Source organism: Pedobacter glucosidilyticus DSM 23534 (assembly GCF_000425145.1).
Lineage (GTDB): Bacteria > Bacteroidota > Bacteroidia > Sphingobacteriales > Sphingobacteriaceae > Pseudopedobacter > Pseudopedobacter glucosidilyticus.
The window spans coordinates 1-13814 of the sequence record NZ_KE384316.1; the positions used below are offsets into that span (position 1 = coordinate 1).

12 protein-coding genes and 1 pseudogene are annotated in these 13814 nt (G+C 33.9%); 10 read left to right on the forward strand and 3 right to left on the reverse strand.

The window, feature by feature from the left end; all coding sequences use genetic code 11:
• From H510_RS19335 to H510_RS0117345, 3 genes and pseudogenes are all read left to right on the forward strand, one after another.
• Positions 1–255 (forward strand): annotated as a pseudogene (locus H510_RS19335) (hypothetical protein); the annotation flags it as partial.
• 446 nt (positions 256–701) lie between these two features.
• Complete coding sequence (locus H510_RS0117340) at positions 702–1466, forward strand: DpnI domain-containing protein (protein ID WP_026905469.1); 765 nt, start codon at positions 702–704, stop codon at positions 1464–1466.
• 3 nt (positions 1467–1469) lie between these two features.
• Positions 1470–1673 carry a hypothetical protein gene (locus H510_RS0117345; RefSeq protein WP_026905470.1) on the forward strand — a complete coding sequence of 68 codons (204 nt, stop codon included), beginning with the start codon at positions 1470–1472 and terminating at the stop codon, positions 1671–1673.
• Here H510_RS0117345 and H510_RS0117350 read toward each other — a convergent pair.
• From H510_RS0117350 to H510_RS0117360, 3 genes are all read right to left on the reverse strand, one after another.
• Positions 1665–2144: a DNA N-6-adenine-methyltransferase gene (locus H510_RS0117350; RefSeq protein ID WP_026905471.1), complete on the reverse strand. Its 480-nt coding sequence runs from the start codon at positions 2142–2144 to the stop codon at positions 1665–1667. The two genes, H510_RS0117345 and H510_RS0117350, sit on opposite strands and share 9 nt — an antisense overlap.
• A gap of 490 nt (positions 2145–2634) precedes the next feature.
• Entirely contained in the window at positions 2635–3939 is a 1305-nt protein-coding gene (locus H510_RS0117355) for a serine hydrolase domain-containing protein (protein WP_026905472.1), read from the reverse strand.
• 2 nt (positions 3940–3941) lie between these two features.
• Positions 3942–5738 (reverse strand): hypothetical protein, encoded by a 1797-nt coding sequence (locus H510_RS0117360; RefSeq protein WP_026905473.1) that lies wholly within the window; start codon positions 5736–5738, stop codon positions 3942–3944.
• Between the two features lie 141 nt (positions 5739–5879).
• Between H510_RS0117360 and miaB the strand changes: the two genes are divergently transcribed.
• From miaB to groL, 7 genes are all read left to right on the forward strand, one after another.
• Positions 5880–7298, forward strand: coding sequence for a tRNA (N6-isopentenyl adenosine(37)-C2)-methylthiotransferase MiaB (miaB, locus tag H510_RS0117365; protein ID WP_026905474.1), 1419 nt, complete (start codon positions 5880–5882; stop codon positions 7296–7298).
• A gap of 139 nt (positions 7299–7437) precedes the next feature.
• A complete protein-coding gene (locus H510_RS0117370; protein ID WP_026905475.1) occupies positions 7438–8667 on the forward strand; it encodes a sigma-54 interaction domain-containing protein in 1230 nt (409 codons plus the stop codon).
• A 4-nt stretch (positions 8668–8671) separates the two neighbouring features.
• Entirely contained in the window at positions 8672–9184 is a 513-nt protein-coding gene (locus H510_RS0117375) for an LptE family protein (RefSeq protein WP_026905476.1), read from the forward strand.
• A 39-nt stretch (positions 9185–9223) separates the two neighbouring features.
• Positions 9224–10720 (forward strand): hypothetical protein, encoded by a 1497-nt coding sequence (locus H510_RS19765; RefSeq protein WP_051291382.1) that lies wholly within the window; start codon positions 9224–9226, stop codon positions 10718–10720.
• 7 nt (positions 10721–10727) lie between these two features.
• Positions 10728–11066, forward strand: coding sequence for a preprotein translocase subunit SecG (gene secG, locus H510_RS20025; protein WP_081659323.1), 339 nt, complete (start codon positions 10728–10730; stop codon positions 11064–11066).
• A 236-nt stretch (positions 11067–11302) separates the two neighbouring features.
• Entirely contained in the window at positions 11303–11578 is a 276-nt protein-coding gene (locus H510_RS0117390) for a co-chaperone GroES (RefSeq protein ID WP_026905478.1), read from the forward strand.
• Positions 11579–11698: 120 nt separating this feature from the next.
• On the forward strand, positions 11699–13336 hold the full coding sequence (gene groL, locus H510_RS0117395; protein ID WP_026905479.1) for a chaperonin GroEL: 1638 nt from the start codon (positions 11699–11701) through the stop codon (positions 13334–13336).
• Positions 13337–13814: the final 478 nt, after the last annotated feature.

Consider the following 13814-nt stretch of genomic DNA (forward strand, 5'->3'; position numbering starts at 1 on the left):
ATCGGACACATCAAACAAGATCACAGATTAAACCGCAACTTTTATAAAGGAATAGTGGGCGATAATATCAATATTATGCTTGCTGCTGCTGCTTTTAACTTCAAAAGGATGATGAATAAATGGAAATCATCTTTTGCCAGCTTCTTTTTACAATGGCAGCTCCTTCTAATGTGGGTATTTGATAAACTGACCAAAAAAAATCTGCAAGATCATTCAAATAAATTATACCCTGTAAAGTTAAATTGGACTTTTTAAGGCTTGACTATTTAAGGTGTTTTAGGAGTGTTAAATCCGCTTTATTCCAGCAGTTGATCAAGAAAAAATAAAAATGCGCTAGAGAAGATTAAAAGTGCTAAAAATGCAAAATCGCAGAAAAAAGCTACAAAATCATTAAAAATAGGTAGAATGTTTTTGGACTTAAGTACACGAAGTGGGGTTTCGTTGTTTACAAAACTTTTGAGTTTTTATTGAATTACCCTTAGCTAACTCAAGATTAAAACAAAAACACAAAGTGAAATAATATTATTTCAAATTTACCCTCTTCATAATCAAGCTAAATCATTAATTTGGGCTAAACGTTTTTATATGAATCAAGGTATTTATGGGTGTTCTCTTCGGTCAGGATTTTCTTTCCAATTTTTTTCCTCGTTCCTCAAAAAAAGGATTTCTAATTCAATCCCTAACACAAATTGTCGTAAAAAATGAATCTATCTTTAAATACAAATTTAGCTGACGGTTATACGAGCAATTCTCAGATTGCAAGAATTCTTACTGAGAATTGGGTTTTAAATAATTCTTATTGTCCAAGCTGTGGCAATTTACCCTTAAAAGAATTCGAAAATAATCGCCCAGTTGCAGATTTTTATTGTAAGAAATGCAAGGAAGAATTTGAATTAAAAAGTAAAAGCGGAAAAATCTCTAATACAATTACAGATGGAGCTTATTCCTCAATGATTGAAAGAATAAATTCAGAAAATAATCCAAATTTTTTCTTTTTAACTTATACAAAACAATGGACTGTAAATGATTTTCTGATTATTCCAAAACAGTTTTTTACTTCGGAAATTATTATACCACGTCCGCCTTTATCACAAAGCGCAAGAAGAGCAGGATGGATAGGTTGCAATATTGATATTTCTAAAGTTGCAGAAGCTGGAAAAGTCTTTTTAATAAAAAACGCTAAAATTATTAATCACGACTTAGTTAAAGAAACTTTCAATAAAACCTTGTTTTTAAGAACAAAAAGCAAAGATGTTAAGGGCTGGATTTTAGACACTTTAAAATGTGTTGATAACATCAATAAAGAAGTTTTTTCACTCGATGAAATGTATCAATTTGAAGAAAAGCTCAAATTAAAATATCCTAACAACAACTTCATTAGAGATAAATTAAGACAACAATTACAAATTTTAAGAGATAAGGGGATTATTGAATTTATAGGTCGCGGAAAATATAAGAAGATTTAAATAATGAAGAAATATATCATATTAACACCAGAAGGTGAGACTATAGGGCCAAATAGGGATGTTGAAGTTAATAATCTTCAAGTTCTAGGAATTGTAGAAAACGTAAAAAATAAAGATGAAGCGATTTCAAAATTATTAAAAGAAAACGATTGGATTTTTGACGCTGAATTTAATGTAGCAGAATTCATTTTGTACGAATTACTTTAATACAATTAATTTTCCCTCTATTTTTGAATTTTTTAAGGCTTCTACATTATTACTACCGTAAGCAATAAAAACGCTGGGAGAACCAGGAGTACCAACCTGCTTACCTTCTAAATTGAAAAACTTTATTCTTCCTTTTACGAAAAGTAATGCATCCGCATCATCCCAAATATGTTTGAAAAATGTTTTTGTTTCTGTTCTTGCGAAAATTAAAGCAATTCCGTTTCCATGAATTTTTAACTTTTCCAACCATTTTTCCATCCCTTTACCATACGGAGGATTCATATATACTCTACCAAACCATATTTTTTCCAAACCATTGTCTTTAATTGTATAATTTACTTTAGCATGCGTAAAAGGTGGATTTTCTGGCGAACATGGATCTAAATCAAATTCCCCTAGCATCTTTACTAATGTTGGAGGAGTTAACCATTCAACTGTTGTTTGTTCTGATTTTTCAAAGGTTACATCCATATTTATCAAAATTTAAACAAATATTAGATCAAATTTTGATAAATAAAAATTATAAATAGATCATTTTCAGATAATTACACACGATAAGTATCAATTTTTACTATATTAAAAGTTAATCAATTCTAAATCATGATATTATGTAAATACATAGTTTTGTTAACATTTTAATTTCCTTTAAGTAGTGTATTTAACTAATTCATAATCCTCTCAGAAATAGAAGATTTTTAGGAATCGACCAGGAAGAAGAGTTTTTAACAATTAGTAAAAACAGAAAGCTAGAAATAGAAAATCCTAAAATATCAGCAATTTATAGGCAAAAAATAGGTGGGTTTAACCACCATAAAGAGCTTGAATTATTCTTATCAGAAGAACCTACAGAATTTTATACATCAGAGCTAAACTTGACAAAGTTATAAGCAATAGTTAGACAAGCTATAGCAGCAAAAAAAGAGTTTAATAGAGGGTTATCAGCTCAACTTTTTCCTTACCCTCAATCTTTCTCCTTCAACCCTCTATCCATCGCATCATTAACCAAGGTTTCAAACTTGTTGTAAAATTCCTTTTTGTGGATAGCTGGGTAAACCTGAGTCATTAGAATGGCTATAGCATTTCTTTGTGGGTCTATCCAAAACATCGTGTTGAAAGCTCCGCTCCAACTTAATTTACCCACTTTAGCACCGTTTGCTAAGCCTTGTTCGGTGGCAATCTCGAAACCTAAACCAAACTTATTTTTACCCACTTGTAAATCTCCAATTTGGTTTTGCGACATCATTTCAACGGTTTCTGCTTTTAAAATTCTTTTACCACCGTAAGTGCCTTTGTTTAAAATCATCTGTAAAAACAGGGCATAATCTTCTACGGTTGAGCATAAGCCAGAACCTCCCGAAAGATAAGTTTTAGCACCTCTAATAGGATAGTTGATATTGAATTTACCACTGATAGGGTAAGTTTTAATCAATCTCCCTTCTTTAGTCTCGCTGTACATAGCTGCTAAACGGTAAGTGCTTTCCGGAGGCAAGAAAAAGTAAGTACTATTCATCCCTATCGGGCTAAAAATATATTCTTTCAAGAAGAAATCTAACTTTTTACCAGAGGCAACTTCTATTACATATCCTAAAACATCGGTACTTAAACCATAATAAAATTTGCTATCTGGTTGTACACCTAAAGGCAAAGTGCCCAGCTTTTTCATGCTTTGTTCTATGGTGATATTTTTTACCGTTGCTAAATCAGGGATATCATGTTTATCGTAAATCTTTTTTAAGGTAGAATCTGCAAAGCCATAACCAATACCCGATGTATGGGTAAGTAAATTTTTGATGGTAATTTCTTGATTTGCAGGTACGGTAGTATAAGTGGTATCTGTAGCATTAAAGCTGGCCAAAACTTGTGGGTTTTTAAACTCAGGGATGTATTTAGAAACAGGGTCGTCTAGTTTTAGCTTTCCTTGCTCAACCAAAATCATGGTAGCAACAGAAATGATAGGTTTGCTCATAGACGCAATTCGGAAAATATCTGTTGGGCGCATTAAAGCTTTAGATTCACGGTCTCTAAAGCCAAAACCTTTGTCATAGAAAACTTGTCCGTTTTTAGCAACCAAGGCTGTAACGCCTGCTGTCCAATTATTAATAAGGGCCGAACCCAGTAAACTGTCAATTCTATCAAGATTGCTTTCCTCAATCTGTAATTTTTTAAGATTTTGGCTGGCAACCAGCTTATCTGTAATTTGTTCTGAGCAAGCACTTGTTAACCACAGTACTGCTATGAAGCTAAAATATTTAATAGTCTTAAACATGCTTAATCTTGTTTATCTTCTTTCTTTTTTTGTCTTTCGGCTTTTCTTTTTTCTCTACGTAATTTTGCCTCTTTTAGTTTAGAAGCCTTTTGGGCAATTTTTTCTTCCTGTTCTTTACTAATGCCAACACTTTCTTTTAGCCCTGTAAAGATAACTTTCCACATTAAATTAAAAAAAGAACCATCGGCTGGTCTTGCATAGCTAGGGTAAGAAACTCTTAAAGCTTCGTTTTTAGAAGGATTGCTTTGCTTAAGTAATAGCGCATTAGCCACCAAAGAAATTAAGCCCATTTTTTTTAAATTATTATCCTCATCTTTTTTCATGAGGGTAACACTTAAATCTTGATAATTGATTTTAACAAAGCCGCTGGCTCCTCTGATATTTCCCTTAGCAGAAAAATCTAAACTATTCATGGTTCCAGATTTTACCATCACCATGGCCAAAGGTCTGGTAATAGGGTTTATGGTCTCCATAGGCATTTTTCCTATAGATCCCTTATAGCTAAATGCACCTAATTTATCTGTTAAATCAAATCTGATATGCACATTTAAGTTTCCTTTACCTAAAAAAAGTGTTTGTAAATAAGCATCAGCAAAATGGTTTTTCTTTAAAAAATAAGGGCTATTACTGATGTTAAACAAATAACCTCTTAAATGATGAAAGGAGATAGTTCCTTTAGCTCCTGTTTTGGGGTTATATTCGGCATAAGCAATTTTAGTATTATTTAGCTCAATAGTGTCAGTATGTATAGTCCAATTTACCCGCTGCAAAGCCAAATGAGGAAAGTTTTTACCCTTATCAATTCCTTTAGAAGCCTTTCCTCTGTTTAAAAAAACAGATACATCGCCTTTCTTCAGTAAAACTTTTTGTGCAGCTATCAATCTTTCATCAATAAGTGCCGGATAATTCACATTTTTAAAGCTAATGGTATCAAAACTTAAGCTATAACGTTCGTGTTGTTTCTCAAATAAATTAGAAAAAGCCATCTCATTATATCGTGGAGCCAACCTAAAATTTTTAATCAATAGCTCTTTTTTTAAGGTAGAAAACTGCATCTTTTCTAGTTTAATGATGTATAAAGAGTCAGCTGTAGGATAGCTATAATCTTTAAGTTCGGCTATGATATCTTTAGTGGTAAAAATCCGACTTTGATCATATTGTGCGGCAGAATCTATCAAAATATCATTTAATCTGATGTTTAAATTATCTAAATTGGTGATATCTGGTTTGGTTAAAGATAAAGACCTGTCTACATATTTAAACTTTACATTATTAAAAAAAACAGTACCAACCCTTGCCGATTTTAAAAGGTGTTTAATTTTTTGATAGGTTGTTCTGTGGTCTTCTTCTCGCTTTCGCGGATATTTTAGCTTGGTATAAATGATATTTAATTCGGGCCTTAAAATAGAAATAGCATCAATGGCTAATTTTCTATCAAAATATATTTTAGAAGGGTGGATATTTTTTAAACCAAGATGATTGATTTTAAGTTCAAAAAGGTTTTCTGGGGCATCTTTTTGGGCAATCATTTTGTTGTAAATAGCCGTATCCGGATAAATATGGATACTATCTATATAAGCACTACCCGTTAATACATTGATACGGATATCACTAAACTTTACCTTGTATAAGCTATCCGAAACATCGGTAACAGCTTTTTGTAAAACATCAGTAAGTAGGGGTTTCCACTGTTTATTTAAGTAATAAGCGCCACTACCTAATAAGAGTAAAACCACTAGGAGTACACCTAGTAGCCATTTTAAAATCAAAAATTTTTTAGGTTTTGGGCTTTGCTCCATGCTGTATAAATATAATAATTATTAGGGTATTCAATTATTTAGCCAGAAATATAATTTTAAAAGGAGTTAAATAAATTAAAAGGCTGACAAACTGTCATTTTACTAAAAAAATCCTAATTTTGTAATCCTAAAAATATTTAGATGTTAGAATTAAATATACCTTCTAAAGAGCATGATGAAGCCAAACAAGGCCAGGCTCTGGTATTAGAAGCCAGTAAAAATAATAATGGTCGTAAATTATATATAGAAAGTTATGGTTGCGCCATGAACTTTTCTGATAGTGAAATTGTAGCTTCTATACTTGCCGATGATGGTTTTGTAACCACTGCAGATTTTACCGAGGCAGATATTGTATTTATCAATACCTGTTCTATTCGTGAAAATGCTGAGGTAAGGGTAAGAAACAGACTGAAACAGTTTAGCGCTTCTAAAGCTAAAAATCCGGGAATGATTGTGGGCGTTTTAGGCTGTATGGCAGAGCGTTTAAAAGCAAAATTCTTAGAAGAAGAAAAACTGGTTGATGTGGTGGTTGGTCCTGATGCTTACCGAGATTTACCTAATCTCATCAACAAAGTTGATGATGGTAACAAAGCCGTAAACGTATTATTAAGTAGAGAAGAAACTTATGCAGATATCAATCCGGTAAGGTTAAACTCTAACGGAATTTCTGCTTTTATCTCTATCATGAGAGGTTGCGATAATATGTGTTCTTTCTGTGTGGTACCTTTTACAAGAGGTAGAGAGCGTAGCAGAGATGCACATTCTGTAGTAAAAGAAGCTCAAGATTTATTTGCTGCCGGCTACCGCGAAGTTACTTTATTAGGACAAAATGTTGATTCTTATAAGTGGGCTTCAGAAGATGGTACAGAGAAGGTAAACTTCGCCCAATTGCTAGAAATGGTAGCTTTGGTAAGTCCGGATTTAAGAGTAAGATTTTCTACTTCCCATCCAAAAGATATTACTGATGAGGTTTTAACTACCATAGCTAAATACGAGAATATTTGTAATTACATTCATCTGCCAGTACAATCTGGCAACTCTAGGGTGCTAGAAATTATGAACCGTACTTACGACCGCCATTGGTATATGGAAAGGGTAGAGGCTATCAGACGTATTATTCCTGAATGCGCAATTTCTACAGATATTATTACAGGTTTTTGCTCAGAAACAGAAGAAGAACATCAAGATACTTTAAGCATGATGGATTTTGTGAAATATGAGTTTGCTTATATGTTCTCTTATTCTGAAAGACCAGGCACACCAGCGGCTAAGAAGTTTAAAGATGATATTCCTGAAGATGTTAAGCAAAGAAGACTAGAAGAAGTTATCGCTAAACAGCAAATACACAGTCATTACAGAGCGCAACAAAGAATAGGTAAAATAGAAAAAGTTTTGATAGAAGGCTTTTCTAAAAAATCTAAAAATGATTATTGTGGTCGTAGCGATCAAAATTTCATGGTTATTTTTCCTGTTGGAGATGCCTATAAACCAGGAGACTATGTAAATGTTTTAGTAGAAAAAACTACAACTGCTACATTAATTGGTAAAGTGGTTCAATAAATTTTAGATGGGAGACGTTAGATTTGAGACGCTAGACATGAGAGGTTATACAAGAACGCATAGCTTAATCTCCATGCTCAAATCTTAAAATAAGGTAGTAAGCAAATACTTTCTACTGTGTACTTTTTACTTTAAAAAAATGGATATACAAGATATTAAACAAAGGTTTGGTATTATAGGGGCTTCGCCCTTGTTACACCGAGCTATTGATATAGCCAGACAAGTTGCACCTACAGATATAACCGTATTAATTACTGGCGAAAGTGGTTCTGGTAAAGAAGTTTTTTCACACATCATCCATCAGCTTAGTGCTCGTAAACATGGGCCTTTTATTGCGGTAAACTGTGGCGCCATACCAGAAGGAACCATAGATTCTGAACTTTTTGGTCATGAAAAAGGCTCTTTTACAGGTGCCCATGAAGCCAGAAAAGGATATTTTGAAGTAGTTAACGGTGGTACCATATTTTTAGATGAAGTTGGCGAGTTACCTTTAGGTACACAAGCTAGGTTGTTGCGTGTGTTAGAGTCTGGTGAGTATATCCGTGTTGGATCTTCTAAAGTGCAAAAAACTGATGTAAGGGTTGTTGCAGCTACCAATGTAGAAATGTATGAAGCTGTAAGAGCAGGTAAATTTAGAGAAGATTTATATTACCGCTTAAATACAGTACCACTTAAAATACCACCTTTAAGAGATAGAAGAGAAGATATTCATCTGTTATTTAGAAAATTTGTAGCCGATTTTTCTGATAAATATCGCTCGCCAAATGTTACTTTAGATGAAGGTGCAGTACAAGTTTTAACCAATTTTAATTGGCCCGGTAACGTAAGACAGCTTAAAAACATTGCAGAGCAAATAGCAGTTTTAGAGAAAAACCGACACATTACTGCTCAAACATTGCTTACTTATATTCCGCAAGACCAGCAATCTTCTTTACCTATGCGTTTAGATAACGGTAAAAAAGAAGATTTTTCTGAGCGTGATATCCTCTACAAAGTTCTTTTTGATATGAAAAAAGATATGGTAGAACTTAAAAAATTAGTAGCCGATATTATTCAGAGTGGTGATAACGTTTCTAACTATGCCGCTACACATCCGCAAATTATAAATTCTTTATATCAGGATTTAGATGTGCAGCACATTGAGCCTCAGTTAACCATACAACAGCCAATAGTAAACCGTCAGGATGATTTTCATATTACCCAAGATGCAGAGGAAATAGAAGAATCTTTATCTTTGATAGATAAAGAGGCCGATATGATTAAGAAAGCTTTAAAAAAACATAAGGGTAAACGTAAATCGGCAGCAGAAGAGTTAGGGATATCAGAACGTACTTTGTACAGAAAAATTAAAGAATTAAATCTCAACTAAAGACATGAGAAAAAGAGGTTATATTGTTATATGTGCCATGCTGATGCTATTAAATGCTTGCGGTATTTATTCTTTTACAGGAGGGTCTATATCTGCCGGGATGAAAACCGTATCAGTATCTTTATTTGAGAATAATGCGCCACTGGTAGTTCCTATTCTTAGTCAGAGTTTTACCGAAGCTTTAAAAGACCGTATCAGAACGCAAACATCCTTAAGTTTTTTAAGAACCAATGGCGATGCAGATTTTCAAGGGCGTATAACAGATTATAACATACAACCCGTTGCTATACAGGGCGACCAGCAAGTATCAGCAGGCTTAAATAGGCTTACCATTACAGTACAGGTAAAATATACCAATACCATAGAGCCTGATAAAAGTTTCGAACAATCTTTTACCCGGTTTAGAGATTTTTCTACCCAAGGAAGCGCATTTGCCAGTCAGGAACAAGCTTTAATCAAGGATATTAACGCACAATTAACAGAAGATATTTATAACAGAGCTTTTGCCAATTGGTAAGGTTTTTTTACCTTCACAAATCTTAAAAAAAGATAAATTTTGGAGCAATTAGAATATAATCATACAAAAGAAATAAGATTTTCTGATTATCTGTTGGATTTGCAAAAGCTTAATGAGCGCAAATTAGCAGATTTAGAAAGCTTAATTCATAAATATCCTTATTGCCAAACACTTTATTTATTGGCAACAAAAGCTGCGCAAAACTCATCAGCTTTTAACCAGAAACTTGCACAGGCAGCCACTATATTACCCGATAGAACAGTACTTTACCATATCATTCATCATCCAGAGAAATTAAATAAAGATTATTCATCTTTAGAGCCTGAGGAAGAAAAAGAAGTAACACAAGAAGCATTGGTTTCTATCATTCAGGAAGATTTAAGCCCTGAAAATAACCTGGTAGAAACTCCTACCGAGCTTAAACAAGAAACCATGGACAGCCATGATGAGGTATCTTCGCCTGCCGCTGAAAGTTTTAATCATGAAGATGAAGTTTATGAAGAGATTGCTGATGTGGTATTAGAGCATATTATTCCAACGGTAAACCCGGTAAAAGAAGAAAATGATATAAATCTTAATGTATCTACCTCTTCAGAAATGGTTGTAGAAGAACCATCAGTAGAGCAGGAAGAATTACCATTAAGTATAGATGAAGAAATTTCTGCTGAAGATATAGAAACAGCTACCCCATCAGTATTTGAAGAAGAAGAAGAAGAAAAAGCAGCAGCAGCAGCAGCAGCAGCAGCAGCAGAAGAAGAAGAAGAAGAAGAAGAAGAAGAAGAAGAAGAAAATCAAGAAATAAAAAATACGGTTATTGAGGTTGAAACGCTAGACCAAGGTATTGATTATACAGTGAACCAGACCATTGTTGATGAAGTTTCTGTAAATACAGCGGCTTTAGAAAATGAGGTAAAAGATACAATAACCCAGCAAGAACCTGTAATAGAAAACTTAGAACAAGAGGTACAAGAAGAACCAGTAATCCATCACCAGCAAGAAGAAATTGTAAGTATTGCTCATCATCATCAAGATGTTTCCAAATATAATGATGAACGTTTGCCTTATACCTTTTTATGGTGGTTAGCAAAAACCCGCAAGGAGTATCAAAATACGCAACCTTATGCTAGTTTTAAGTTAGATACAAGCAAGCAGATTGCAGTAAAAGAGGATGTTTTGAGTCATCAAATAGCAGAAAATATTTTCCACCTGCGTACGGTTGATGATTTAGCTCATCAGCAATCTCAGACCATACCTTTTGATTTTAGAAGAAAAGAATATCAGATTATTGAGCGTTTTATTAAAGAAGAACCTCAGATAAAGCCTCCACCAGCAAATAAAATAGATACAGAGAATAAAGCAAAAAGAAGTTCAGAGGATAGTCATGAATTAGTTTCAGAAACCTTAGCTAAGGTTTATGTAGAACAAATGCTATATCATAAGGCTTTAGAGGTTTACAAGAAATTAAGTTTGAAATATCCGGAAAAAAGCACTTACTTTGCCAGCCAAATTAAATACTTAGAGTTAAAAGTTAATTAAAATATATATGACAACGTTTTTAATCATACTAGCAATTATTATTTGTATACTGCTGGTTTTAATTATTTTGGTACAAAACCCTAAAGGTGGAGGTTTATCATCAGGTTTTTCATCCTCTAACAATATCATGGGGGTACAACGTACCGGAGATATCCTAGAAAAAGGAAGTTGGGGTTTAGCAATTGCCCTAATGGTAATTTCCTTATTGATTAATGTAGGTTCGCCAACTGCTACAACAGGAGGTTCTGGTAAAGATTCTAAAATACAAGAGCAGATAGATAAAACTGCTGCGCCGTCTGCATTGCCATCATTACCACAAGGTAAACCAGCAGATACAGCTAAGTAATCAAAGTAAAAGATTTTATAATGAGCCACTCCAAATCGGGGTGGCTTTTTTATTGACTTTATTTTGAAGTGCTGATGGAAAAAAATTGCAGTACTGCTGACAAGCTGACATTTAAAAATTGTTAAAAATAAGCTCATAGAAGGGTTGAAAATGAAAAAATGACAATTATAGCCTTTGGCATACTCTATGAGTAGTGTAGAGCAAACGAAAAAAAATTAAAATCATAAAATAGAACTATGGCATTGAACATTAAACCTATCGCAGACAGAGTAGTGGTAGAAGCTGCTCCTGCAGAAGAGAAAACTGCATCAGGTATTTACATTCCTGATACTGCTAAAGAAAAACCTCAAAGCGGAACTGTTGTAGCAGTTGGTAACGGTAAAGTTGATGAACCAATGACTGTAAAAGTTGGTGATCAGGTTTTATATGGTAAATATTCTGGTACCGAGATTACTTATGAAGGTAAAGAATATTTAATTATGCGTGAGTCTGATATTTACGCGATTTTATAATCTGGTATAGCGTAGTGCGATATTCGTATTGCGAAGAAATCAATTTAAAAATAGAATTTTAGTTTGTATTGGGAGTTTTTCTCAATACGTAATACTCAAATCTCAATACTAAAAAAGAAAATGGCAAAACAAGTTAAATACAATGTAGAAGCCCGTGATGCTTTAAAACGCGGTGTAGATATTTTAGCTAATGCAGTTAAAGTAACTTTAGGTCCTAAAGGAAGAAACGTAATTATCGATAAGAAATTTGGTTCTCCTGCTATTACTAAAGATGGTGTTACTGTTGCTAAAGAAATCGAGTTGAAAGATGCTTTAGAAAACATGGGCGCTCAAATGGTTAAAGAAGTAGCTTCTAAAACTGCTGATATTGCAGGTGATGGTACTACTACTGCCACTGTTTTAGCACAAGCTATTGTAACTGCAGGTATTAAAAACGTAGCTGCTGGCGCAAACCCGATGGATTTAAAACGCGGTATTGATAAAGCAGTTGCTGTAGTTGTTGAGAACTTAAGATCTCAGTCTCAAACTGTAGGAGAAGATAATAACAAAATTAAGCAAGTTGCTTCTATCTCTGCTAATAACGATGATGTTATTGGTTCTTTAATTGCTGAGGCTATGGCCAAAGTAGGTAAAGATGGTGTTATCACTGTTGAAGAAGCAAAAGGTACAGAAACTGAAGTGAAAACTGTAGAAGGTATGCAGTTTGATAGAGGTTACTTATCTCCTTACTTTGTAACCAATGCTGATAAAATGGAAGTAGAATTAGATAATCCTTATATCTTAATCTACGATAAAAAAATCAGTAACATGAAAGAGTTATTACCTGTTTTAGAAAAACAAGTACAAACTGGTAAACCGCTTTTAATTATTGCTGAGGATTTAGACGGAGAAGCATTAGCTACTTTAGTGGTAAATAAAATCCGTGGTTCATTAAAAGTTGCAGCTGTTAAAGCTCCAGGTTTTGGTGATAGAAGAAAAGCTATGTTAGAAGACATCGCTATCTTAACTGGCGGTACTGTAATTTCTGAAGAAAGAGGTTATAAATTAGAAAACGCAGATCTTTCTTACCTAGGTCAGGCAGAGAAAATTACTGTAGATAAAGACAATACAACTATCATCAATGGTGTTGGTAACGGTGATGATATCAAAGCTCGTGTTAACCAAATCAAAGCTCAGATAGAAACTACTACATCAGACTACGATAAAGAAAAATTACAAGAGCGCTTAGCTAAATTAGCTGGTGGTGTTGCAGTTCTTTATGTTGGTGCTGCTACAGAAGTAGAAATGAAAGAGAAAAAAGACCGTGTTGACGATGCTTTACATGCTACAAGAGCAGCTGTAGAAGAAGGTATTGTTGCAGGTGGTGGCGTTGCTTTCATTAGAGCGGTTGAGTCTTTAGAAGGCTTAAAAGGTGCTAATGAAGATGAAACTACAGGTATCAAAATCATTAAAAGAGCTATTGAAGAGCCTCTACGTCAAATCTGCGCTAATGCCGGAATTGAAGGTTCTATTGTAGTACACAATGTTAAACAAGGTAAAGCAGATTACGGTTATAATGCCCGTACTGATGTTTACGAAAACTTAATTGGTGCTGGTGTAATAGACCCTACTAAAGTTTCTCGTGTTGCATTAGAAAATGCTGCTTCTATTGCTGCTATGTTGTTAACAACAGAGTGTGTTTTAGCTGACGAAGCTGAAGAAGGTTCTTCTGCTCCTGCTATGCCTCCTATGGGTGGCGGTATGGGTGGTATGATGTAATCAAAAACATCAGGCGCTTGCCTTCATTATATAAAAAATCCCTGTTCAGATTTTACTTGAGCAGGGATTTCTTTTTTTATGATGTTTTATAGCGTACGGAGTAGAAAGTACTAAGTAGAAAGAACTTAAAAAGCGGGTATTTGAATAGTAAAAAGTACGGAGTAGAAAGTATAAAGAACCTAAAAAGCGGATATTTTAATAGTAAAAAGTACAGAGTAGAAAGTATAAAGAACCTAAAATTGAGATATAATATATAGGAACTTCCTTTGAACATAAAACTTATCTCTCCGAAGAACGAGGACGGCCTATGAAGATTTGGAAGTGTAGGCAAATAAATCTTTTGCGAAAGCTTTCATTAAGTACTAGCGGGAAACAATCCTACGGGTGTTGTAGAAACCTTCATTAAGTAAAACCATTCACACCACTTAGGATTGTGGATAAAGATTTATTTAGACGAAACGACAAATATTCATCAGCC